At 67.5% G+C, this 22282-nt stretch carries 20 protein-coding genes; 12 read left to right on the top strand and 8 right to left on the bottom strand.

Annotated features, from left to right (window positions below; translation table 11 throughout):
• The first annotated feature begins 166 nt into the window (after window positions 1–166).
• Window positions 167–1066 carry a DUF2785 domain-containing protein gene (locus GOY17_RS13460; protein WP_157030779.1) on the top strand — a complete coding sequence of 300 codons (900 nt, stop codon included), beginning with the start codon at window positions 167–169 and terminating at the stop codon, window positions 1064–1066.
• A gap of 95 nt (window positions 1067–1161) precedes the next feature.
• Window positions 1162–1620, top strand: coding sequence for a hypothetical protein (locus GOY17_RS13455; protein WP_157030778.1), 459 nt, complete (start codon window positions 1162–1164; stop codon window positions 1618–1620).
• Window positions 1621–1647: 27 nt separating this feature from the next.
• On the opposite strand, the gene GOY17_RS13450 is transcribed toward GOY17_RS13455, so the two are convergent.
• Window positions 1648–1941, bottom strand: coding sequence for a hypothetical protein (locus GOY17_RS13450; RefSeq protein WP_115844834.1), 294 nt, complete (start codon window positions 1939–1941; stop codon window positions 1648–1650).
• Window positions 1942–2055: 114 nt separating this feature from the next.
• Between GOY17_RS13450 and speG the strand changes: the two genes are divergently transcribed.
• On the top strand, window positions 2056–2640 hold the full coding sequence (gene speG / locus GOY17_RS13445; RefSeq protein WP_115844836.1) for a spermidine N1-acetyltransferase: 585 nt from the start codon (window positions 2056–2058) through the stop codon (window positions 2638–2640).
• A 524-nt stretch (window positions 2641–3164) separates the two neighbouring features.
• On the opposite strand, the gene GOY17_RS13440 is transcribed toward speG, so the two are convergent.
• Both GOY17_RS13440 and GOY17_RS13435 read right to left on the bottom strand, forming a co-directional pair.
• On the bottom strand, window positions 3165–4190 hold the full coding sequence (locus tag GOY17_RS13440; RefSeq protein WP_157031732.1) for a peptidylprolyl isomerase: 1026 nt from the start codon (window positions 4188–4190) through the stop codon (window positions 3165–3167).
• A 190-nt stretch (window positions 4191–4380) separates the two neighbouring features.
• Window positions 4381–4950, bottom strand: coding sequence for a HupB (locus GOY17_RS13435; RefSeq protein WP_157031731.1), 570 nt, complete (start codon window positions 4948–4950; stop codon window positions 4381–4383).
• Window positions 4951–5102: 152 nt separating this feature from the next.
• Here GOY17_RS13435 and GOY17_RS13430 point away from each other — a divergent pair, with 152 nt between their 5' ends.
• From GOY17_RS13430 to GOY17_RS13420, 3 genes are all read left to right on the top strand, one after another.
• Window positions 5103–5468: a PadR family transcriptional regulator gene (locus GOY17_RS13430; RefSeq protein ID WP_157030777.1), complete on the top strand. Its 366-nt coding sequence runs from the start codon at window positions 5103–5105 to the stop codon at window positions 5466–5468.
• Window positions 5465–6400: a sensor domain-containing protein gene (locus GOY17_RS13425; protein ID WP_157030776.1), complete on the top strand. Its 936-nt coding sequence runs from the start codon at window positions 5465–5467 to the stop codon at window positions 6398–6400. Before GOY17_RS13430 ends, GOY17_RS13425 begins: the two co-directional genes overlap by 4 nt.
• Before the next feature lie 136 nt (window positions 6401–6536).
• Entirely contained in the window at window positions 6537–6746 is a 210-nt protein-coding gene (locus tag GOY17_RS13420; protein WP_157030775.1) for a DUF6289 family protein, read from the top strand.
• Window positions 6747–6800: 54 nt separating this feature from the next.
• Here the strand turns inward: GOY17_RS13420 and GOY17_RS13415 are convergent, their stop codons facing one another.
• Window positions 6801–7406, bottom strand: a complete 606-nt coding sequence (locus GOY17_RS13415; protein ID WP_157030774.1) for a DNA-3-methyladenine glycosylase — start codon at window positions 7404–7406, stop codon at window positions 6801–6803.
• Between the two features lie 121 nt (window positions 7407–7527).
• Here GOY17_RS13415 and GOY17_RS13410 point away from each other — a divergent pair, with 121 nt between their 5' ends.
• From GOY17_RS13410 to GOY17_RS13385, 6 genes are all read left to right on the top strand, one after another.
• On the top strand, window positions 7528–8499 hold the full coding sequence (locus tag GOY17_RS13410) for a YihY/virulence factor BrkB family protein (RefSeq protein WP_425482309.1): 972 nt from the start codon (window positions 7528–7530) through the stop codon (window positions 8497–8499).
• A gap of 334 nt (window positions 8500–8833) precedes the next feature.
• Window positions 8834–9919 carry a sensor histidine kinase gene (locus tag GOY17_RS13405; RefSeq protein WP_157030773.1) on the top strand — a complete coding sequence of 362 codons (1086 nt, stop codon included), beginning with the start codon at window positions 8834–8836 and terminating at the stop codon, window positions 9917–9919.
• 2 nt (window positions 9920–9921) lie between these two features.
• Window positions 9922–10818 (top strand): LytR/AlgR family response regulator transcription factor, encoded by an 897-nt coding sequence (locus GOY17_RS13400; RefSeq protein ID WP_115844851.1) that lies wholly within the window; start codon window positions 9922–9924, stop codon window positions 10816–10818.
• Between the two features lie 1201 nt (window positions 10819–12019).
• Complete coding sequence (locus GOY17_RS13395; RefSeq protein WP_157030772.1) at window positions 12020–15100, top strand: efflux RND transporter permease subunit; 3081 nt, start codon at window positions 12020–12022, stop codon at window positions 15098–15100.
• Window positions 15101–15132: 32 nt separating this feature from the next.
• Window positions 15133–16281: an efflux RND transporter periplasmic adaptor subunit gene (locus GOY17_RS13390; protein WP_157030771.1), complete on the top strand. Its 1149-nt coding sequence runs from the start codon at window positions 15133–15135 to the stop codon at window positions 16279–16281.
• A 136-nt stretch (window positions 16282–16417) separates the two neighbouring features.
• On the top strand, window positions 16418–16633 hold the full coding sequence (locus GOY17_RS13385) for a hypothetical protein (RefSeq protein WP_157030770.1): 216 nt from the start codon (window positions 16418–16420) through the stop codon (window positions 16631–16633).
• Between the two features lie 571 nt (window positions 16634–17204).
• Here GOY17_RS13385 and GOY17_RS13380 read toward each other — a convergent pair.
• From GOY17_RS13380 to GOY17_RS13365, 4 genes are all read right to left on the bottom strand, one after another.
• Window positions 17205–20210, bottom strand: coding sequence for a bifunctional diguanylate cyclase/phosphodiesterase (locus GOY17_RS13380; RefSeq protein ID WP_157030769.1), 3006 nt, complete (start codon window positions 20208–20210; stop codon window positions 17205–17207).
• A gap of 155 nt (window positions 20211–20365) precedes the next feature.
• Window positions 20366–20746, bottom strand: a complete 381-nt coding sequence (locus GOY17_RS13375) for a response regulator (RefSeq protein ID WP_115844860.1) — start codon at window positions 20744–20746, stop codon at window positions 20366–20368.
• Window positions 20739–21926 carry a two-component system sensor histidine kinase NtrB gene (locus tag GOY17_RS13370; protein ID WP_232338610.1) on the bottom strand — a complete coding sequence of 396 codons (1188 nt, stop codon included), beginning with the start codon at window positions 21924–21926 and terminating at the stop codon, window positions 20739–20741. Before GOY17_RS13370 ends, GOY17_RS13375 begins: the two co-directional genes overlap by 8 nt.
• 112 nt (window positions 21927–22038) lie before the next feature.
• Window positions 22039–22230 carry a hypothetical protein gene (locus GOY17_RS13365; RefSeq protein ID WP_115844862.1) on the bottom strand — a complete coding sequence of 64 codons (192 nt, stop codon included), beginning with the start codon at window positions 22228–22230 and terminating at the stop codon, window positions 22039–22041.
• Window positions 22231–22282 lie beyond the last annotated feature (52 nt).

Below are 22282 nucleotides of genomic sequence, written 5' to 3'. Positions count from 1 at the left end.
ATGCTGCAGAAGGGCCGCGAAGGCGCACGCCAGCATCATAGGCCCGCGCGCTCGCGGCGGCGATGACGTCCGGCGGGTGCCGGCGGGCGCGAAGCAGTGGCATAGTCACCGCACTTTCCGGCTGGATTCGCGTTTTCGCGGGTCGCCCTCCGCACGGACCCACCACATGCGCCTTTCGCTGCGTTTGCTCGCGTTGCTGTTCACCCTCGGCCTCGCCGCGCCCGCGTTGGCGGCGCCGGCCTGCCCGCCGGAGGGCTGGCCGCTCGAACGGCTGGAAGCCTTGCGCCAGAGCGGTTTCGTCGTCGCCGATCCGGGCGAGCGCGCGACGCTGGCGTATGCGCTGTCGAACTGCCTCGCGGCGAGCGATCCGCAACTGCGCGACGAACTGGCGTACGAAGCGCTGTCGACGTGGATGCGCAAGGGCGAGCTTGCGCCCGACACGCTGCGCGCGTTGCGGGACCGCTTCTACGCGATGCTCGGCGAGCCCGATCCGGACGGCGTCGCGTGGCCGTTCGCGGCGCTGGCGCTGTCGGAAGTGGCGCGCACCGACCGCATTTCGCCGTGGATGACGCCGGCCGAACGCACGGCGATGGTGCTGCGCGCGGTGACGTACCTGGAATCGGTGCGCGACTACCGCGGCTTCGAACCGGGCGAAGGCTGGCGGCACGGCGTCGCGCACGGCGCCGACTGGCTGATGCAGCTCACGTTGAATCCCTCGCTGGATGCGCCGCAGCTGCATCGCATCGTCGATGCGGTGGCGGCGCAGGTCGTGCCGGCGACCGGCGTTGCGTACGTGTTCGGTGAACCGCAGCGGCTCGCGGCGCCCATCGTGTACGCGGCGCAGCGCGGCGTGCGCGACGAGGCCGGCTGGACGGCGTGGTTCGCCGCGCTGGTGCCGCGCCTGGGCGATCCGTCGCAGGCGTGGAAGGATCCGGCGTGGCTCGCACGCCGGCACGATCTGGTCGCGTTCCTGCAGGCCGTGTACGTGGAAGCCAACCAGTCCACCGACAAACGGACGCGTACGGTCATTCCCGGCGTCGTCGCGGCGCTGAAAGCGCTGCCTTGAGGCATCGCGCGACGGCGTAATTCGGACCCGTCCGATTCAAGCGCCTCCGGGATCTGCCGACCATGGCCGTTTGTTCGGACAGGGACGACGGCCGGATGCGCCATACCCAACCTCGCGAAACCTGCCCGCGCTGCGGCGCGAACGTGCGCACGCTGCAGCTCGCCGGCAAGCCGGTGCGGCATCACCAGTGCACCGGCTGCGGTTATCGCTACGAGAACGTGCCCGAGGGCTACGACGAGCAGGGGAAACTCGATGGCCTCGCTGGAATCGATGCCCTGCCGGAAGACGATCGCGATGCCATGGAAGGCATGATCTTCCTGATCCTCGGCGCGGGCACGATGATGGGCGGGATCGAACTGACGTCGCGCTCGATCGCCGAACTGGTCGCCGAACATGGTGCGCCGGAGTCGGTCTTGCGCAATTTCGCGTGGCCGGCGCACCAGTGGCTGCTCAAGCGCGTGAAGCGCTTCACGTCGCATCTGGTCGCCATCGACCAGGGGCAATGGCGCGTGTGCTTCACCGTGCGGCGACTGAGTCCGGTGGCGCTGGGCTGACGTTCCCGCCGCAAACGACGATGCGGGTCAGCCTTCGTCGTTGTCGAATTCCACCAGCACATCCAGGTCGAACGCGAGCGCTTCGACCGCATCGCGCACGCGGTTGGCGGTGGCCTGGTTGGGCGCGTCGATTTCCAGCGCGTGCTGGCCCGGGCCCTGGTCGTCGGGCAGGCCGGCGGAACTGGAATCGTCGTCGTCCATGTGCGGCATGAGGTCGTCGACTTCCTCGATGTGCTCGATGCCGTCCAGGCTGGTGAGGAGGTTGGCGATGGCGCGGACGTCGTCGTCGCTGCCGGTCACGCGCAGGCGCATCAGGGGCATGGGGTCGAACCTTCGTCGGTGTGGCCGTTGGAGGCAGGCTATTGAGCGGCCGGGCAAGGCGGCGTGATGGCGCCCGGCGTGCGCGTGTCATGCGCGAGGAGTAGGGTTGGGCGCATGAATGCGAAGCTTCCCGTGCCCGGCGTCACCCTTCGCCCGCTCGAACGCGGCGACCTGCATTTCGTGCATGTGCTCAACAACAACCGCAGCGTGATGGGCTATTGGTTCGAGGAACCGTACGAGTCGTTCGTCGAGCTGGAAGAGCTGTACCGCAAGCACATCCACGACCAGTCCGAACGGCGTTTCATCGTCGAGGACACGGCGCACGAACGCGTGGGACTGGTCGAACTGGTGGAGATCGACCACCTGCACCGGCGCGCGGAGTTCCTGATCATGATCTCGCCCGACCAGCAGGGCCGCGGTTATGCGCGCGCGGCGACGCGGCTGGCGATCAACTACGCGTTCCGCGTGCTCAACCTCTACAAGCTGTATCTGCTGGTCGACGTGGACAACACGCGTGCGATCCGGATCTACGAGGACGCGGGGTTCCGTCGCGAAGGCGTGCTGGTCGACGAGTTCTTCAGCGACGGTCGCTATCACGACGTGGTGCGGATGTGCCTGTTCCAGCGCGATGTGCTGCGTGAGGATGCGGGGCGCAGGGAGGCGGGCGTCGGAGTTGAGGAGCGCACGGCGCCGCCGTAGTACGGATAGCGTCTGGCTCTTGCTCGTCATTCCCGCGAAGGCGGGAATCCATGGACTTTCCATGCTTTCCCGGCAACCCGTAAGAGCAAAGAAGAATCACGATCCAAGCTTCCGATCGCCTGCGGCGCTCGGGTCACTTTTCTTTGCTCGCACAAAGAAAAGTAACCCAAAGAAAGTGCGTACAAGTCCAACCCAATCCTGCGACCGGGGCGAGAAAGGGCGCGTTCGCGATTCGCCATCCATGGCTCAGCGCTCACCGCCGCACATCCTGTGCGGCGCCCGTTGGGGCTAGTGACGGATCGGCTGTTCGACAGCAACAACCACAACATGGATCCCAGCTTCCGCTCGATGACGGTGCGCGCTTTAGCCCCTCTCCCATCGGGAGAGGGGTTGGGGTGAGGGGTAACGAAGCCGTACCGGTGAACGAACCGTGCCGTACAGCGCCGCGCCGTTACTTCGTGCCTAGAAGATGCGAAATCCAGCTTTCGGTGCAACGACGTCGCTCATCGCCCCGCGACAAACCGCTACGACTTCGTAGCACCCGCCGGCTTCGCACCCGAACGCGGCTTCTTCGCACGCGGCTTGGCCTTCGCCTTTTCGGCCACCGGCTTCGGCGGCGGTGCGCGCGTCGGGAGCGGGACGTTGCACAGGTCGATGTGGCCGGCCATGTGCTTGTACCACTCGTCGCGACGGTTACGCCGCGCTTCGACGAGTTCGGCGAACAGTGGCGTGTCGGTGCGCAGCACTTCGATGCCGACGCGCTCCTTCTTCGGCACTTCCGACGCCAGACGGATCGACTTGATCGGCGTGCGCTGCGACGGCTGTTCGTAGAAACCCAGCGGGCCGGTGCCGCGCGGCAGGACCGACAGCAACTCCATGCCCTGCAGCACGCGACCGACCACGGTGATGTTGCGGTCGAGCTGGCGCGGCGACTGGCCGATCACGACATACAGCTCGGTGCCGTTGCTCGAATCGGCGGCCATGTCGCGGCCAGCGCCCACGGTGCCGTAGCAGTGCGCCATCCACGCGGCATCGGCGCCCGGATCGCGCCCGGCCGGGAAACCGCTGGAGAAGCCCACTTCCGGCGCCCAGCCGTCGACGTCAGGCAGCTTGTCGAAGGGCAGGCCCTTGGTCTTGCGCGCGAATTCCGCCGGCAGCTTCGCCTTGGCGCCGCGACCGAGCGGCTTGCGGTCCTTCTCCTCCTGCGCCGGATCGCCCCATTGCACGACGAAGTTGTCCTGCGAGCGGTTGATGCTCATGCCGTTCCAGTAGCCGTTCTTCGCCAGCGCACGGATGTTGGCCACGTGTGCCGGCGCGAAGGCGGGCGCCAGTTCGATGAGCACGCGACCGGAATCCAGGTCCAGGTACAGCAGGTTCTTGTTGTCCGGCGTGCGCCAGTCCGTCGGCTGGGAGGCGTCGAGGATTTCCTGCATCGACCGCGGCTTGCCGGGCACGGCGTCCTCGGCGGCGACCTGCGCCACGGGCAGGACAGCGAGCAGGGCGACGAGCAGGGCAGGGCGCCAGCGGCGCGCGCCGGGCTTGGACGCCATGGATTCCAACGCGACAGGCTTCGACAGAACGGGTTTGCGCACGACGGAAATCCCCCTTGGATCCGGATCGCTGAACACGCGGATTCTGGCTCACCGCCCCTCCGGGCGGCCAGCCCCATGCCGTGGGAACGTGATGGCCGTTGCGTGACCGGACATCACGACCCGCCGTCAGGCGGATCGTGACGGGCCATCAGGACGAAGCGCCGTTCGTGCCCTTGCGGGCGCGGGTCCGGGCGGCCTTCTTCGCCGCGGCGCTGCGCGAGGCGGAGGTGCGGGTCGACTTCTTCGCCGCCTTCTTCGCGGTCTTGCGGCCGGCGGTCTTCTTCGCAGCCTTCTTCGTCGCCTTCCTTGCCGTGGTCTTCCTGCCGCTGGTCTTCCTGGCCGCCTTGCGGGCGCCGGTCTTCTTCGCGGCCTTCTTGGTCGCTTTCTTCGCCGTTTTGCGGGCGCCGGTCTTCTTGGCAGCCTTCCTGGCGGTCTTCTTCGCCGTCTTCTTGGCAGCCTTCTTCGTCGCCTTTTTCGCCGGACTCTTGCGAGCAGTCTTCTTCGCGGCCTTCTTGGTGGCCTTCTTCGTCGCTTTCTTCGCCGACTTCTTGCGGCCCGAACCGCTGCGCTTGCCACCACCGTCCTGCTTGTTGACCGTCGCCCAAGCGATGCGCTCGGCGGCTTCCTCGGAGCGGCCTTCCTTGCGCTCGCTCTCCTCGATGTGCTCGGCCTGTCGCTGCTGTTTGTCGGTGTAAGCGGATTTGTCGCCTCTGGGCATCACGTCGCTCCTCGGCCGCGGGGCATGCGGCACCGGATTCGGTCATAGCAGCCGCGCGGTGGAGATCCCGGCAAGGCGCGTGACTAATGGCAGGTTCGGTATATGGAAGTTCACAGTAGTGTTGAGTCCAGCCTACCGACCCACCCGTCGACATGATCGAACTCGATACCCAGCTGCGGAAATTCCAGAAGGAGCTCAGCGCGGGCACCGTGTCCCTGGCGCTGCTGGCGGTATTGGGATCGGCGCCGGACCCGCTGTACGGCTACCAGATCGCCAAGCAGCTCGAACGCATCGGCGGCGGCGTGCTCGCAGGCAAGCAGAGCGCGCTGTACCCGGTGCTTCGCAACCTCGAAGGGGCGGGGTTGCTGGACAGCCACGTCGAGCCGTCGATGACCGGCCCGCCGCGGCGCTATTACCGCATCACCGATGCAGGTCGCACGGTGCTGCACGAATGGGCCGCCGCGTGGCGCGCGACCCGCGACAGTGTCGATTCCGTCCTGGGGGGACTTGAGCCATGAACGCCTTCGAAGCCAGCAGTGTCCGCCCCGGTGGCCTGCCCACGACCATTCCCGAATACCTCGAACACCTGCGTCGTTCGCTCGCCGGCGCCGACCCCGCGCTCGTGCAGGACGCGCTGTACGACGCCGAGGAATACCTGCGTTCGGAACTGGCCGAAAACCCCGGCAGGAGCGAGGCCGACGTCATCGTCGCCGTCGCCGGCAGCTACGGCGCGCCTGACGAGGTCGCCGACATCTATCGCGACACCGAAGTGAAGGTGCAGACGGCACTGCGTCCGCCCGCGCCGAAGCCGCGCCGCTCGTGGATGGGCCAGTTCTTCGGCGTGATCGCAGAGCCGCGCACGTACGGCGCGCTGTTCTACATGCTGCTGTCGCTGGCCACGGGCATCTTCTACTTCACGTGGGTGGTGACGGGTTTGTCGCTGTCGGCCGGCCTGGCGGTGCTGATCATCGGCGTGCCGTTCGTGATCCTGTATTTCGGTTCGATCCGCGTGCTGTCGCTGGTGGAAGGCCGCATCGTGGAGGCGATGCTCGGCGAACGCATGCCGCGCCGCCCGCTGTACAGCAGCCGTGGCCAGCCGCTGCTCAAGCGCATCGGCGAGCTGTTCACCGATCCGCGCATCTGGGCGACGCAGCTGTATTTCCTCTTCATGCTGCCGCTGGGCATCGTGTACTTCACCGTCGTGGTGACGTGCCTGAGCGTGTCGCTGGCGTTGATCGCGGCGCCGATCGGACTGGTGCTGGGTCATGCCGACGTCCTTTCGCTCGACCCCTGGAACATCAACTCGAACGACCAGCCTTGGTTGTGGCCGATCGCGATGCTGGTGGGCGTGCTGCTGCTGTTCGTCACGCTGCACATCGCGCGCGGCGTCGGTTACCTGCACGCACTGCTGGCCAAGCACATGCTGGTGAAGACGGCGCAGTACGACTGAGCGAAACCGAGCGCGTGAAGGCGCGCATGTGAAGGCGTCGTTCACGCGCGGAGTGCGGGCTGGTTAACAGAACCGGCCCGCTGCATCGCCTACGGTGCGCGGGCGGAACCTTGCCGCGACATCAAAGGAGATGAGCATGCGTCGTTTCAGGATCTTCGCATTGGCCGCGCTGGTGGGCCTGTCGTCGTTCACCGCATCCGCGAGCTGGCAGGGCACGTGGTTGTACTACGACGACGAAGGCGTGCTGGTCGGCTCGTGGACCGCCGGCTGCCGCGAACTGGACGGCCGCTGGGGCGTGGAGACCGACAACAAGGTGTTCGTGCAGGGTTGCCGCGCGTCGAGTTGAGCCGGTCGCAATCGTGTGTAGAAGAAGCCCCGCGATGCGGGGCTTCTTTTTGCGCTAGGCCTTCTTCCGCACCTTCGGCTTGCCGCCTTTCGAAACATGCGGATCGGCCGCCACGTGCCATCGCCAGTGCAGGTCCGTCGCCTTGCTGATGCCGATGCGCGGCGACGCGACGGGCGAGTCGGGCGGCGGCGTTCCGTCGTCGCCGAACCACACCGGCGATTTTCGATCCGTGATGTCCACGCCGTTATGAACGCCGCTCAGGCCCATCGCCTGCGCGAGGCGGCCGGGACCGCTCGCAAGCAGCCGCACGTCCTCCATGCCGCGTGCGCGACGCATGCGGTCGATGCCCTCCATCGGCGACAACGCGCGGATCAGCACCGCGTGCCCGGCCGGCCCGCCGCACACCGCGTTGATCGCCCAGTGCATGCCGTAGATGAAATAGACGTACAGATGCCCGGGCGGTCCGAACATCACCTGCGTGCGTTTCGTCGGTCCGCGAAACGAGTGCGCGGCCGGATCCTCGCCGCCGCGATAGGCCTCCACTTCGACGATGCGCCCGACGCGTCCGTCGGCAGTGACGATCACCTTGTTGAGCAGCAGCGGCGCGACGTCGCGTGAATCGTGCGCGTAGAAGCGGCGGGGCAGGGGCTTGATGGGCATGGGCGGATGCTAATGGAGATGAAGGCAACGCGACCTCGCGATGTCGTCATCCCGCCTTCGCGGGAATGACGGAATGCGCGCGCATCCCGACTTCACGCCCGCCGCGCTATTCCTTCGTCCGATGGCAGACGAAACCGCACAGAACCCGGTCGAGAAAACGGCGGAGAAGCTCGATCCCACCGCGCCGCGCCGGACCGAGCCCGACCGTGGCGACTCGTTCCGCCGCCCGGCGATGAAGGCGCTCGTGCGGCGCGCGCAGGGCAGCCTGCCGGCCGATCTGGTGCGGCGTTTCGTCGATACCGAGCTGATGGCGCAGGCGGCGGCGCTCGCGCTGTACGCGATGCTCTCGCTCGCGCCGCTGCTGCTGATCCTGGTCTGGCTGACCAGCGCGCTGCTGCCCGGCGCGCAGGAATCGCTGATGCAGCAGATCGGCCTGCTCGCCGGCGGCGAAGCCGAACGCGTCGCGCGCACCGTGGTCGACAACGCGCGCGACCGGCCCGATACGGGTTCGATCGCCGGATGGTGGAGCGTCGCGCTGCTGTTCATCGGCGCCACGGCGGTGTTCGCGCAGTTGCAGGACGTGCTCAACAAGATCTTCCGCACCGATGCCACGCGCCTGGCCGGCGCGATGGCGTGGCTGCGCAAGCGCGTGTTCTCGATGGGCCTGGTGCTCGCGATGGGCTTCCTGCTGCTGGTGTCGATGACGGTATCGACACTCGTGCAGCTGGCTTTCTCGCGCATGGAATGGGCGCTGCCCATCGTTATGAACGTGGCGACGTGGCTGGTGTACGCGATCAGCTTCGCGCTGATGTACCACTACCTGCCGGACCGCTCGGTCGGCTGGAAGCGCGCGCTCGGCGGCGGCGCGATCACCGCTCTGCTGTTCGTGCTCGGGCGCTGGCTGATCGGCTGGTACCTGCGCGAGTCCAATCCCGGTTCGGCCTATGGCTCGATGGGCGCGCTGGTGCTCGCGCTGGTGTGGATGTACTACGCGGCGCTCATCGTGTTCATCGGCGCGCTGATCACGGCGGTGATCGATGAGCGGCGGAAGCAGAAGCGGGATGGGGTAGCGGCCGCCAAGCGGGACGGCTGAGGTCATCTCGCCGACTACTCTCACGTCATCCCGGCGAAGGCCGGGATCCAGGCTCGCAGCCTCCGGGCACTCCACCTGACGGTACCCAGGTCCCCGTTATTCCAGCGAAAGCTGGATCCATTTTGCTTTTGGGGGAACTAAGCACCACGAGCGGCGGCCGCATCGCTCGGCCCGCCCTCACCCCACCCCCTCTCCCGCAAGCGGGAGAGGGGCTATCAAGAGGGGTGCGAGGCCTCCAAGCGCCAAACCGTGCCCCACCGCCGACGAACCGTTCCCGCCCGGCCCCGCCGACGGGCTAGCATCGCTGCACCGCGTCCTCGCTCCTGCGGCTTCCATGGCCATTACCGCGACCCACCCGCTGGATCTGCCCCGCCAGCACCTGTTCTGGATCTTCCATTCGGCCGGTTGGCTCGGCTATTTCGGCCAGAGCTGGCTGTCGGCGATCGCCTACGGCAAGCCGTCCGGCTACTGGATCGTCCCGTTCACGGCCGCCTGCACCGGCTTCGTCGTCACGCTCGGGCTGCGCTACCTGCTGCGCGCGTGCTGGGGCCTGTCGCCGCGCAAGCTGCTGATGACGATGATCGTGCCGATCCTCGCCAGCTCGGCGGTGATGGACCTGACCACGCGCACGATGCTCGTGCGCTTCTGCGACACCTGCGCGCCGACCAGTCGCATGGCGTACATCGCCTATTCGCTGACCTACATCTACGTGGTGCTGGCGTGGGTCGGCCTGTACCTGGGCATCAAGTACTACCGCCAACTGCAAGACGAAACGCAACGCGCGCTCGCCGCCCGCACGATGGCGCACCAGGCGCAGCTGAAGATGCTGCGTTACCAGCTCAATCCGCACTTCCTGTTCAACACGCTCAACGCGATCTCCACGCTCGTGCTCGATCGCGACAACGCCACGGCGAACCGCATGGTGCAGGGCCTGTCGTCATTCCTGCGACATTCGCTGGACAACGATCCGATGCAGCGCGTCACGTTGCGGCAGGAGCTGGACGCGCTCACGTTGTATCTGGACATCGAGAAGATCCGCTTCGCCGAGCGCCTGCGCATCGAGACCGACATCGACGAGGACTGCTGGCGCGCGCTGCTGCCGAGCCTGCTGATGCAGCCCCTGGTGGAAAACGCGATCAAGTACGCCGTCGCCAAGCAGGTCGCCGGCGGGCTGCTTCGCATCGAGGCCGAACGCGATGGCGATCAGCTCGTGCTGCGCGTGATCGACGACGGCCCGGGGTGCTCGAGCCTGGAAGGCAACCAGCTTCCGCCGGGCAAGGGCGTCGGCCTGCGCAACACGCGCGAACGCCTCAACGTGCTGTACGGCGAGGAAAGCAGCTTCTCCGTGCGCAACCGCGAGCGCGGCATCGAAGTCGAACTGCGCCTGCCATTCGAAACCAAGCAGTTGGGTGGAGACTGAAGATGGATCGAGCGGTCGACAGTCGCGTAGTGGAGCGCGAGCGCCAGTCCGAATCCGCCACGCACGGTACGCGCCTTCGCGCGCTGATCGTCGACGACGAGCCGCTCGCGCGCCGCGGGCTGGAGATCCGCCTGGAAGCGCATCCGGACGTCGAGATCGTCGGCGAGTACGGCGATGGCCTGTCCGCCATCGCCGGCATGCGCGAGCATCGCCCGGACCTGGTCTTCCTCGACGTGCAGATGCCCGGCATGGACGGCTTCGAAACGCTGCGCAGCATTCCCGCGCACGAGATGCCGCTGGTGGTCTTCGTCACCGCGTACGACCACTACGCGATCCGTGCATTCGAGGCGTCGGCGACCGACTACCTGCTCAAGCCCGTCGAGGAGGGCCGCCTGGCGCAGGCGCTTGCCCGCGTGCAGCAGGCGCGTTCGCAGCGCGAGGCCAGCGGGCACTGCGCGCATCTGCTCGGCCTGCTCGGCGAGCTGAGTGGGCGGCCGCTGCTCGACCTGGACGAAGCCTTGAAACCCGACGCGCTGGAACAACTGCGTCGCGACGACAAGCTCGCCGTGCGCGATGGTGGCCGGACCGTACGCGTCGACCTGTCGAGCATCCGCTGGATCGATGCGGCCGGCGATTACATGTGCATCCACACCGACGGCCCGGCCGATCGCGCCGCGCCGCAGGGCGAGACGCTGGTGCTGCGCGCGACGATGCGCGATCTGGAAAAACAGCTTGATCCGCAGCGTTTCCCGCGCATCCACCGGTCGACGATCGTGAATGCGCGCCGGGTGGTGGAGTTGCGGCCGCATACGAACGGGGAAGGATTCCTGCGGCTGGATTGCGGGCAGGAGTTGAAGTTGTCGCGGACGCATCGCGACAAGCTGGCGCTTTTGATTTGAGGCTTGCGACAGCTCTTGCCGTAGCTCGGGCTTGTGCTCGGGCTTTTGATGTTGACCTTGATCTTCATCAGCGACTTAAAGCGAGCCGAGCACCGGAGCTGGAAAAGGGCGAAGAGTCGCCCGCTGTCTGAGCGGAGCGTAGCGCAGCGAGTTCGGGCGACGACCCTTTTCCGGCGAGGAGCGCAGGGCACCGCCGCGCAGCGGCGGCTCGCGTCAGGAGCGAACGGTTTTGGTTACTTTTGCCAAGACAAAAGTAACCCGCCCTTCAGGGCGGAAGCTGTTGCTCGTGATGTTGATCTTGTTGTTGCGCCTTGGACCGCAGCCATCAGCAAAGCTGTAGCAACAGCATTCAAGCAAGTGCAAAGCTTCCGCTCGCAAGCGAGCGGGTCACTTTTGTTTCGGCAAAAGTAACCAAAACCATCCGCTCCTGACGCGAGCCGGCGCCGCTACGCGACGCCGGTCCCCTGCGCTCCTCGCCAATCAGGGGACGTCGCCCAAACTCGCTGCGCTCGAACAGTGGGCGACTCTTCGCCCCTGATTGGCTCCGGTGCTCGGCTCGCTTTAAGTCGCTGCAAAAGACGGAAAGCAACGGCGACGGCAACAGCAACAGCAACAGCAACAGCAGGCTCCGCGACGTTGGGCGCAACGAAGCCATTGCTTTGAGCCCCTCTCCCATCGGGAGAGGGGTTGGGGTGAGGGGCAACGAAGCGTCAGCGGTGAACGACCGTTGCGGCACAGCGCTGCGCAGTTGCTTCTAGCCAGAACGCAGAAGAAAAAATGCATTCTAAGTCTCACTGGAATGGCGGTGATGTCGTTCGCCGCGCCGCGGAGTGCCCGGAGACCACGGGCCTGGATCCCGGCCTTCGCCGGGATGACGGATGACGGGCGCATGGGCGCATGGGCGAATGGGCGCGACGCACGCATCGGTCGCCGCGTCCGCCGCGCGTACCAGACACATGCGCAACGCATAAAGCCCGTCACCACGTGCAAGCCCGCACACCCAACACCCCTGCCATTAGTTGGGTGCACACAACGCCCCACGTTGCACCAAAGAAACACGAATAGCCGGCCAGGAACGCTTCACCGCGACGACTCAACGACTGAACGCAAAGCCCCGCCGCGCGTGACTTCCGGACCATCCCGGCAAAGTCGCGCAGGCGCATCGTGCGCTCCGCACTCGTCCCCCGCGCGGAGCCGCACGATGAAACTCACCGAAGCCTCGTTGCGCAATCCCGCCGCGGTCGCCGTCGCCGTCGCGATGGTCTGCGCCTTCGGCCTGCTGTGCCTCCTGAAGCTGCCGCTGCAGCTGTTCCCCGACATCGAACGCCCGCAGATGTCGATCCAGACCAGCTGGCGCGCCGCGTCGCCGCAGGAAATGGAATCGGAAATCGTCGAGCCGATCGAAGCGGTGATGCAGGGGCTGCCCGGGCTGGCGGAGATCGAATCCAACATCAACGCCGGCAACAGTTTCATCAACCTGACCTTCGCCGTCGGCAGCGACATGGACGCGACGCTGGTCGAAGTGCTCTCGCGCATGAACCGCCTGCAGCCGCTGCCGCGCGATGCGACGCCGCCGGTCGTGCAGGCTGGCGCCGACAACGCCAACAACTCGCTCACCTATTTCTTCGTGCAGCAGCTGCCGGGAACGCCCGGCGACATCCTCGACCAGCGGCAGATGATCGAGGATCGCATCGTGCCGCGCCTGTCGGCTGTGGAAGGCGTGGCGGGCGTGGAGATCAACGGCGGTGCGCCGGAGGAACTCACCATCACGATGAACCTGGAGCGCGCGGCCGCGCTGGGCATCCAGATCCCGCAGATCGCCGACGTCGCCGCGCGCGCGACCGACGTGTCCGGCGGTGTCGTCGAGGCCGGTCGTCGCGAATACGTTCTGAGGTTCGCCGGGCGCTATTCCCCCGAAGCGCTCGGCAACCTCATCCTCGCCTGGCGCGACGGCCGGCCGGTGCGGCTGGGCGATGTCGCCAACGTCGAAGTGAAGCGCCCCGAGCAGCGCTTCTTCGCCTACCAGAACGGCAATCCCGCCATCGGCCTGCGCATCCTGCGCGAGAGCGGCGCGAACGTGCTCGACACGCTCGATCGCGTGAAGGCGGTCGTGGAGGAAGTGCGCGCGAAGGAACTGGCGCCGCTCGGGCTCGACATCCGCCAGAGCTTCGACGCCTCGGTGTTCATCAACCGCGCGATCGGCCTGTTGTCGGGCAGTCTCGGCGCAGGCGTGCTGCTCGCGGTGGGCTGCCTGTGGTGGTTCCTGCGCGATGTCCGCGCGACCGCGCTCATCGCCTGCGCGATTCCTATTTCGCTGCTGGCGACTTTCATCGTGCTCAAGCTCACCGGGCGCAGCCTCAACGTGATCTCGCTCGCCGGTCTCGCGTTCGCGGTCGGCATGGTGATGGACGCCGCGGTCGTCGTCGCCGAAAACATCGTGCGCCTGCGCGAGGAAGGCGTGCCCGCGAAGCAGGCCGCGCTGGACGGAACGCGGCAGGTCGGCGGCGCGCTCGTCGCGTCCACGCTGACGACCATCGCCGTGTTCCTGCCGGTGATCTTCATGGAAGACGTCGAAGGCCAGCTGTTCGCGGACCTGGCGTTGACGATTTCCATCGCCGTCGGCATCTCGCTGCTGATCGCGGTCACCGTGCTGCCCGCCGCCGCGAGTTCGTGGCTGCGCACGCGCGAGGACGTGCACGAGCAGAAGCAGCATCGTTTCTGGATCGGCGTCAGCGACTGGGCGATGCGCGCCACGAGCAGCCGCCGCAACCAGCTCGCGTGGGTCGGCGCGCTGGTCGTCGCGCCGATCGTGCTGACCGTGGTGCTGATGCCGAAGATCGACTATCTGCCGCCGGTGAAGCGCGCGGCGGTGGACGCGATCTTCAACTTCCCGCCCGGCATGAGCCCGGAGCGCGTGAACGCCGAGATCGCGCCGACGCTGCTGGCGCGCATGAAGCCGTACATGGACGGCGAGAAGGCCCCGCAGCTGAGCAACTGGTACCTCAACCTGTGGCCCGGCGGCGGCACGGTGGGTGCGCGCGTGGTCGATCCGGACGACATCGGCGAACTCGAACGCATCGTTCGCGATGAAGTGGCCGTCGGTTTCCCCGACACGCGCGCGTTCGCCAGCGAAGGCGAACTGTTCGGCAGCTTCGGCGGCTCGGCGCGCGCCATCGCGATCCATCTGCAGCATGCCGACGGCGACGCGCTGACGCGCGCGGCGGAAACCGGACGCAAGCTGCTGTCGGAGAAGTTCGCCGGCGCGAACGTGCAGGCGTGGCCGAATGCCGACGCCGGCACGCCGGAGCTGCGCATCAATCCCGACGATCGCCGCCTCGCCGAAGTGGGCTGGCGCCGGCCGGATCTTGCGACCGTCGTGCGTGCGCTCGGCGACGGGCAATGGCTCGGCGAATACTTCGACGGCGACCGGCGCCTGGCGATCATCCTGCGCAGCGATCGCGAGGACGACGTCGAGCGCCTAGGCGCCGCGCCGCTCGCCACGCCGAACGGCGGCGCGCTGACGCTGGCGGAACTGGCGCAGGTCGACACCGTGCTCGCGCCCAATCAGATGCGGCGCGTCGATCGCCGCCGCACGGTGACGCTCACCGTCGATCCGCCGCCGGCGATGTCGCTGGAAGAAGCGCTGGGCATCGTCGAAGGCGACGTCGTGCCGGTGCTGCGCGATGCGCTGCCGCAGGATGCCGCGATCCGCGTATCGGGCAGCGCGGACCGCCTCGGCGAGGTCGTGCGCAGCATGGGCACGAACTTCGCGATGGCGCTGGTGGTGCTGTTCCTGCTGATGGCGGCGATGTTCAGGTCGCTGCGCGATTCGGCCTACGTGATGGCGACGCTGCCGATGGCGGTGCTCGGCGGCGTGATCGGCCTGCGCGTGCTGGATCTCATCGCCGGACAGACGCTCGACCTGCTGTCGATGATCGGTTTCATCATGCTGCTGGGCATGGTGATCAACAACGCGATCCTGCTCGTGGCGCAGGCGCGCGAAGGGCAGGCCGCGGGCGCGACGCTCGACGAGGCGCTCAAGCAGGCGCTGGACCAGCGCCTTCGCCCGATCCTCATCGGCGCGTTGACCGGCGTGCTCGGCGCACTGCCGATGGCGATCAACCCCGGTCCCGGCGCGGTGATCTATCGCGGCCTCGCGGCGGTGTCCGTCGGCGGCGTCGCATTGAGCCTGGTGTTCATCGTGGTGCTGGTGCCGGCGCTGCTGCGACTGGCCGAATCGCGCCGCGAACGCATCGAAGCCGGCGCCCCCGCGCTGGCCTGAAGCAACCCATCCCTTCCCCCCGGAGGCATGCAATGAAGTTCAAGTCCCGAAAGCCGTCGTCCCGCCTGCCCGGCCGGATCATCCTGGTGCTCGCGCTGGTGCCCGTGCTGCTGGTTCCGCTGATCCGCTGGGAAGTCGAAGCGACGCCGCCTGCCAAGCCCGCCACGCCGCCGGCGGTGGTCGGCGTGGCGAATGCAGTGACGACGGAGCTGGCGCCGATGCACTGGGCGCCGGGCAGCGTGATCAGCCGCCGCGACGCGAAAGTCGCCAGCGAGCAGGACGGCCGCGTCGTGCGCGTGGCCGAAGTCGGGCAGAAGGTCCGCGCAGGCGAACCGCTGGCGGTGCTCGACGACAGCACGCTGGCCCTGCAACAGCAGCAGGGCGAGGCGGACGTGGCGCGCATCCGGGCGCAGCTGGACATGGCGGCGCGGCAGGAGCAGCGCTATGCGCAGCTCGCCGCGCAGCAGAACATCGCCCGTGCGCAGTACGAACAGACGCGCGCCGATCGCGACATGCTCGCGCAGGACCTTGCGCGTGCGCAGGCGCTGCTCGCGCAGACGCGGCTTCGCCGCACACAGATGGTGGTGCGCGCGCCGTTCGACGGCGTGGTCGCCGAGCGTTCCGTGCAGCTGGGCGAATACGTCGGCATCGGCGATCCGGTCGCGCGGCTGGTCGACACCGGCGCGCAGGAAGTACGCGTGCGCGCGCCGGTCGATCTGGCGCAGCACCTCGCGGTCGGCATGCCGGTGGAAGTCAGCGTCGGCAAGCGTGGGACCGCCGAGAAGAGCGGTACCCGCACGCATCCGGTGAGTGCGCTGGTGCCGGTCGGTGACGAGGCGTCGCGCCAGCTCGAACTGCGCATCGCGATGGAGGACGGCGAACTTCCCGTCGGCACCGCGGTGGACGTCGGCATGCCCGATTCGGGCAGGCGTTCGGTCGTCGCGGTGCCGCGCGACGCGCTGATCCTGCGTCGCGATGGCGACTACGTGCTGCGCGTGGCATCGAACAGTACGGCCGAACGCCTGCCGGTGAAAACCGGCACGGAGGTCGACGGCCTGGTGGAAGTGCAGGGCGCGGTGAAGCCGGGCGACCGGCTGATCGTGCGCGGCGGCGAGCGGATCGAAGCCGGGCAGGCGGTGACGATCCAGCAGGATCTGTCGCGGGCGACGGCGGCGAGGTAGGCCGCCGTTTTCGCGGGTGGACTGCACGGCCCCTCTGCTGATTGGTGGAGGGGTTTTTTGTTGTTGCTGTTGTTGCCGTTGCTGCTGACTTGCGCTTGCAATTTGCTCGTCATCCCAGCGAAAGCCGGGATCCATCTTGATCTTGCTGCTGCGGCTGCAATCGCCGTTGCCGTTGCTCTTGCTCGTCATTCCCGCGAAGGCGGGCCGCTTCTGGGCCGCCGAATGGCGGCACCATCCATGGACTTTCCATGCGTTAGCCGTAGCCCGGCAAAGCAAAGAAGAATCACCCGCCAAGCTTCCGATCGCCTGCGGCGCTCGGGTCACTTTTCTTTGCTCGCACAAAGAAAAGTAACCCAAAGAAAGTGCGTACAAGTCCAACCCAGTCCCACGACCGGAAAGCAAAAGGGCGCGTTCGCGATTCGCCATCCATGGCTCAGCGCTCACCGCCGCACATCCTGTGCGGCGCCCTCCGGGGCTAGCGACGAATAGGCTGCTCGACAGCAACAGCAACAGCAACAGCAACAGCAGATGGATTCCAGCTTGCGCTGGAATGACGGCGGCCCGACGGCGAGCGCGCTTTAGCCCCTCTCCCATCGGGAGAGGGGTTGGGGTGAGGGGCAACGAAGCCGTATCGGTGAACATCCCGGGCCGCACAGCGCTGCGCTGCTGCTTCACGTCTCGAACGCAACAACAAAATGGATTCCAGCTCCCCCTGGAATGATGTTGACATGGGCCAACGTTGAAGGAACGCCAAGCGCTACGGGCCTGGATCCCGGCTTTCGCCGGGATGACGATCAGGAGCTGGGGCCCATCGTTGCCTTTAGCTTCTCTCCCGAGTGCGGGAGAGGGCTTGTGGTGAGCGCAGATCTGCGATCACGCTGGCGCTTGCGATAGCTCGTTGCTTAGGCTGCCGAACGGAAGGCTCACCCCTCCGTCGCAAACGCCTGCCACGGCCCGTCCACCCACTCGCGCATTTCGCGCAGCGTTTCGATCGCCTGCGCCAGCGGGGCCGGACGGTGGATGCCGAAGCCCTGGACCTGGTTGCAGCCGTGCATGGCGAGCCATTCGTACTGAGCGCGCGTTTCCACGCCTTCGCCGACGACCTCCAGCCCGAGGCCATGGCCGAGTGCGAGCAGTGCCTGGCAGATCGACGCACTGCGCTCGTCCCGATGTACGTCGCGCACGAAGGACTGGTCGATCTTGATCGCATCCAGCGGCAGCTGCTTGAGGTACGACATGCTCGAAAAGCCCGTGCCGAAATCGTCCAGCGACAGGCAGACGCCGGCCGACTGCAATCGCCGCAATGTTTCCAGCGCCTGTTCCGGACGCGTCATCAGCACGCTTTCGGTCAGTTCGATATGCAGGGCGCCGCGCGGCAGTTCGTATTCGCGCAGCACGCTTTCGATGTCGTGCGCGATGTCGCCATCGAGGAACTGCATTAGCGAGACATTCACCGCCACCGGCAGGCCGGGGAAGCCGGCGCGTTCGAGCAGGCGGTGCGCGGCGGCCGCCTCGCGCAAGGCCCAGCGGCCGAGCGGGACGATCAGGCCGGTGTCCTCGCACAGGCCGATGAATTCCGACGGCGGCAGGTAGCCGCCACCGCGTTGCGGCCAGCGGATCAGCGTTTCCAGGCCCGCCGGGCGCGAATACGCCACGTCCCACAGGATCTGGAAATGCAGTTCGAATTCGCCCGCGTCGATCGCGCGGTGGATGCGGCCGGCCAGTCGCAGGCGATCGCTCGCATGGCGCGCCATGCCCGGCTCGAACACGACGATCGGCCGATGCTCGGTGCGTGCGACGTGCGCCGCCAGCCCCGCGTTGCTGATCGCCTGCACCGCCTCGTCGTCGCCGGTGCGCATGTCCGACACGCCGATCCACGATTCCAGCCGGTGCAGCGTGTCCTCGCCGGGAATCGGTCGCGCGAGTTCCTGCTGAAGGCATTCGAGCGCTTCACCCCAGGCCTCCACCGGATGCACCGCGAGCGCGAACTCCTCGCCGCGCACGTGCCCGGCCACGCCGAAGCGCTCGCCCAGGCGGGCGATGCGCGTGGCGATGACGCGCAGCGTGTCGTGTCCGGCTTCGCGTCCGAGGCTGTCCTCGATCAGTTCCAGCCCGCGCAACTGCACGCACGCGATGCGGCACGGGCCAGGCGGCAACGCATCGATGCGCTGCGCCAGCGCGTCGGCGTTGAGCAGGCCGCTGGTCATGTCGTGGCTCGCGCGATAGGCCAGCTCGCGCTGCTGCGCCATGCGGTCGGTGACGTCCTCGGCCAGCACCAGCCGCGCGGGATTGCCGCGGAAATCGATGTCGGTTGCGTGGATGCGCACTTCCAGCAGGCGGCCGTTCTTGCGGCGATGCACCCACAGGCGGATCTCGTCTCGGTCGCCCGGTTGATGGTTCGCCAGGTCGTTGGCGACCTCTTCGCGATGTTCTTCCGGGCGGATGTCGTAGATGGTCATCGCGAGGAATTCCTCGCGCGAGTAGCCGTACTGGTCGATCGCCGCCTGGTTCACTTCGAGGAAGCGCAGCGTGCGCACGTCGAAGACCCAGAACGGCAGCGGATTGCGCTCGAACAGCAGGCGGAACTGGCGTTCGGCTTCCTCCAGCGCCAGCTGCGCCTCGATGCGATCGGTGACGTCCACCACGGTGCCGGCCATTTCGACCGTGCCGTCGTCGTCGCGCGTGGCGGCACCGCGCGCGGATATCCAGCGCACGCGGGCGTCGTCGCCACGGACGATGCGATAGTCCAGCGAGTACGGCGCGCCGGTCCGCCACGCCTCGTTGAAGTGCTGGGACAACCGTTCGCGGTCGTCTGGATGCACGATCGCGTAGAACTCGCCGATGGTCGCGGCCGATTGTCCTTCCGGCAGGCCGAGCAGGTCGCTGACCGGTTCGGACCAGCAGATCGTGCCGTTGCGGTCGGCGATCCACGTGCCGGTTCGGCCCAGCTGCTGCGCGCGGCGCAGGTTGTCGGCCGCTTCGGTCAGGCGTTCGACCATCTGCGCGTTCGCCCGCGCATTGCGACGGACCACGCGCACGACGTACACCAGGCCCACCAGGTACAGCAGGTAGAGCGCGATGCCCGCCGCGACCAGGCGCCACCACGGCGCGAGGATGTACCCGCGCGCGATGGCGACGTCGACATGCAGCGGGTAGTCGGGCACCAGGCCGCTGACGGTCATGCGCGACACGCCGTCGCGTTGGTCGTCGTCATCCTCCTCCATCAGCGTGGGTTCGATCCGGGTCGGCACCACGGCGTCGTCGGGCTGGCCGACGTACTGCTCGCCTCGCGTGTCGGCGACCAGCCGGCCATCGGCGCCGGCGAGCTGGATCAGGTGGATGCGGTCGGCATCCAGGTGCATGACCAGTTTCTGCAGTTCGGTCGTACGCAGGCGCGCGACGATCCAGCGTCCGTCGTCCATCGGCAGGGCGAGCGGCAGCAGCCATTGGCCGCGATGCTGTGCGAGCGGGCCGACGAACATCGACTGCGGATGCGGCTGCGGCGTGCGGAGATCCGGCCAGTTCGGCAGGTCGGGCTCGCCGCGGCCGCTGCTGATGGGGCGGCCCTGCGCATCGGTGAGCTCGAGGCTTTCCAGTTCCTGCTGGCGCTGGGAGACGCCGGCGAAGAACTCGGTGATCAGCTGCGGCAGGTGTTCAGGTGCGGCCACGGCGACACCCTGCACATCGTTGGAGATGCCGCGCATCGCGCGTTCGAGGTTGCGCAACTGCAGCCAGACCAGGCGCTCGGCGCCGGCGGCCAGCGCGAGATTCTGTCGCTCGGCCGCTTCCAGGCGGTTGGCCCGGTCGGCCGCCGCGCCGGCGAACAGCGTCGCGGCGAGCACCACCGCCAGCGCCAGTCCGAAGCCGAGCACGGCGGCAGCCGATTGCGTGCGGCGACTGGCGGGACGGGAGCGTTCGTCGGGAGGCATCGCGTCGCGTGTTCTTCCGGCAGCGGTCCGGGACCTTTCGGTGCGTTCTATTCAGTGCGTCCGACGGTGACAACGTTGTGAGCGCATCGCTGCGCGGACACGGTTACATCGGCATCACCTTTCGATATCGGCCGAAGCGGGCACAACTTCAGTCTTCACGCGGGTAACGGCGCATCGCCCGGCTCGGCGCGCTCGGGAAGCAGCGCCAGCAGTTGCGGGATACGGTAGGGCTTGGGCAGGAAGATCACGTTCCCCGGCAGCGCCGGCAGCTGCGCGCGCGCGAAGCCCGATGCCAGGATCACCCGCGCGTGCGGCTGCAATCGCGCGACGTGGTCGGACAGCTCGATCCCCGACATCCCGTTGGGCATGCTCACGTCGCTGACCACGACGTCGAACGCCTCGCGCTCCATCGCGGTCACGGCTTGCGGGCCGTCGGCGGCGGTGCTGACGCGGTATCCGGTCATGCGCAGCGCTTCGCCGATCAGCAGGCGCAGATCGTCCTCGTCCTCGACCAGCAGGACGCGTACCTCAGACATCGGTTCGTTCTCCGTTCGCGGCGTCGCCCCCGGGCGCCAGTTGTGCGGGAAGGTGGATGCGCACCTGCGTGCCCTGGCCGGGCTCGCTCTGCAGCAGCACGAAACCGCCGGATTGCGCGGCGAAACCGAACACCTGGCTCAGGCCCAGGCCGCTGCCCTTGCCGATTTCCTTCGTCGTGAAGAACGGCTCGGCAGCGCGTTCCGCGACCTCGCTGCTCATGCCCGAACCGTCGTCGATCACCTCGACCACGACGTACTCGCGATCGCCCTCGTCGGGCGCTTCGGGTCGCGTGCATTTCGTGCGGCGCGTGCGCACCGTGATCGTGCCGCCGCCGGGCATCATCGCGTCGCGGCTGTTGGCGACCAGGTTGAGCACGGCGGCCTCGAACTGCGCGGCATCCACTTCCAGCGGCGGGGCGTCGTCGGCCAGGTCGAACTCGAACCGGATCGACGCACCGCATGCGCGGCGGTAGAGCTCGGACGAACGCGACAGCAGGTCGTTGATGTCGTGGGGTTCGGGCGCCAGGTTCTGGCCGCGCGCGAACGCGAGCAGCTGCCGGGTGAGCAGGGTGCCGCGATCGGCGGCGCGCTGTGCGGCTTCGATCCACTCCAGCGTGCGCGCATCCTGCGTGTTCTTCAGGCCGATCAGGTCCAGGCTGTTGACGATGACCGTCAGCAGGTTGTTGAAGTCGTGCGCCAGGCCCAGGGTGAGCTTGCCGATGGCCTCCAGCTTCTGCGACTGGGCCAGCGCCTTCTGCGCGGCCTGCAGGCGCAGCATCGCCTCGTAGCGCTCGGTGACATCGCGCGTGACCTTGGCGAAACCGATCAGTTCGCCGTCCTGCCAGATCGGGTCGATCACCACGCTGGCGCGGAAACGCGTGCCGTCCTTGCGCAGGCGCCAGCCTTCCGATTCGAACTTGCCTTGTGTGCGCGCCGCTTCCAGGCCGCGCTGCGGTTCGCCGCGCACGATGTCCTCGGGCGTGTAGAAGCGGGAGAAATGCTGGCCGACGATCTCGCGGTCGGTGTAGCCCTTGATGCGTTCGCCGCCGGGGTTCCAGCTGCGGATGACGCCGTTGGGGTCGAGCATGTAGATGGCGTAGTCCGTCACGCTTCCGATGAGAAGCGCGAACTGGCGGGACTCGTCGTCGAGCCCGCGAACGGATACATCGCCAAAGTCCACGCCCGTATCACGCGGCGTGGGAATCGCGTCGACCAATGTCACTTCCCCCTGTGCGGCGACGAGCCTAGTGCGCCCGCCGTTAAATTTCCGTGCAAAACGCCACGTCCTGCGATCAACGCTCGGCCTGCGAGGGCGTCCCGTTGTCGGGCAGGTCGTACTCGGCGTCCAGCGCGGTGTCTCGCAGCGGTGGGGTGAGGTCCGCGCCCTGTCCGGGCTGATCGTCGCGGTCGTCGGGTTTGCGCAGCTCGCCCTTGCGGGTGTCGGCCTCGGGCAGCCCCTCGTGGTCGCGATGGAATTTGCTCATGGCGTGGGTCCACGGTGTTTCCAGGGTGCAAAGGTGACCACACCGGGCGAGG

This window comes from Lysobacter soli (genome assembly GCF_009755585.1).
In the GTDB taxonomy this organism is placed as follows: Bacteria; Pseudomonadota; Gammaproteobacteria; order Xanthomonadales; family Xanthomonadaceae; genus Lysobacter_J; species Lysobacter_J soli.
This window is presented reverse-complemented; position numbering and strand designations above follow the sequence as displayed.

What these genes read in the sequence shown, in the direction of transcription:
- GOY17_RS13395 (WP_157030772.1), top strand. Translation starts at nt 12,020, where the DNA reads ATGAAACTCACCGAAGCCTCGTTGCGCAATCCCGCCGCGGTCGCCGTC.
- GOY17_RS13435 (WP_157031731.1), bottom strand. Translation starts at nt 4,950, where the DNA reads ATGCCCAGAGGCGACAAATCCGCTTACACCGACAAACAGCAGCGACAG.
- GOY17_RS13410 (WP_425482309.1), top strand. Translation starts at nt 7,528, where the DNA reads ATGGCAGACGAAACCGCACAGAACCCGGTCGAGAAAACGGCGGAGAAG.
- GOY17_RS13415 (WP_157030774.1), bottom strand. Translation starts at nt 7,406, where the DNA reads ATGCCCATCAAGCCCCTGCCCCGCCGCTTCTACGCGCACGATTCACGC.
- GOY17_RS13430 (WP_157030777.1), top strand. Translation starts at nt 5,103, where the DNA reads ATGATCGAACTCGATACCCAGCTGCGGAAATTCCAGAAGGAGCTCAGC.
- GOY17_RS13380 (WP_157030769.1), bottom strand. Translation starts at nt 20,210, where the DNA reads ATGCCTCCCGACGAACGCTCCCGTCCCGCCAGTCGCCGCACGCAATCG.
- GOY17_RS13460 (WP_157030779.1), top strand. Translation starts at nt 167, where the DNA reads ATGCGCCTTTCGCTGCGTTTGCTCGCGTTGCTGTTCACCCTCGGCCTC.
- GOY17_RS13390 (WP_157030771.1), top strand. Translation starts at nt 15,133, where the DNA reads ATGAAGTTCAAGTCCCGAAAGCCGTCGTCCCGCCTGCCCGGCCGGATC.
- GOY17_RS13425 (WP_157030776.1), top strand. Translation starts at nt 5,465, where the DNA reads ATGAACGCCTTCGAAGCCAGCAGTGTCCGCCCCGGTGGCCTGCCCACG.
- GOY17_RS13375 (WP_115844860.1), bottom strand. Translation starts at nt 20,746, where the DNA reads ATGTCTGAGGTACGCGTCCTGCTGGTCGAGGACGAGGACGATCTGCGC.
- GOY17_RS13400 (WP_115844851.1), top strand. Translation starts at nt 9,922, where the DNA reads ATGGATCGAGCGGTCGACAGTCGCGTAGTGGAGCGCGAGCGCCAGTCC.
- GOY17_RS13450 (WP_115844834.1), bottom strand. Translation starts at nt 1,941, where the DNA reads ATGCCCCTGATGCGCCTGCGCGTGACCGGCAGCGACGACGACGTCCGC.
- GOY17_RS13440 (WP_157031732.1), bottom strand. Translation starts at nt 4,190, where the DNA reads ATGGCGTCCAAGCCCGGCGCGCGCCGCTGGCGCCCTGCCCTGCTCGTC.
- GOY17_RS13365 (WP_115844862.1), bottom strand. Translation starts at nt 22,230, where the DNA reads ATGAGCAAATTCCATCGCGACCACGAGGGGCTGCCCGAGGCCGACACC.
- GOY17_RS13405 (WP_157030773.1), top strand. Translation starts at nt 8,834, where the DNA reads ATGGCCATTACCGCGACCCACCCGCTGGATCTGCCCCGCCAGCACCTG.
- GOY17_RS13420 (WP_157030775.1), top strand. Translation starts at nt 6,537, where the DNA reads ATGCGTCGTTTCAGGATCTTCGCATTGGCCGCGCTGGTGGGCCTGTCG.
- GOY17_RS13455 (WP_157030778.1), top strand. Translation starts at nt 1,162, where the DNA reads ATGCGCCATACCCAACCTCGCGAAACCTGCCCGCGCTGCGGCGCGAAC.
- speG (WP_115844836.1), top strand. Translation starts at nt 2,056, where the DNA reads ATGAATGCGAAGCTTCCCGTGCCCGGCGTCACCCTTCGCCCGCTCGAA.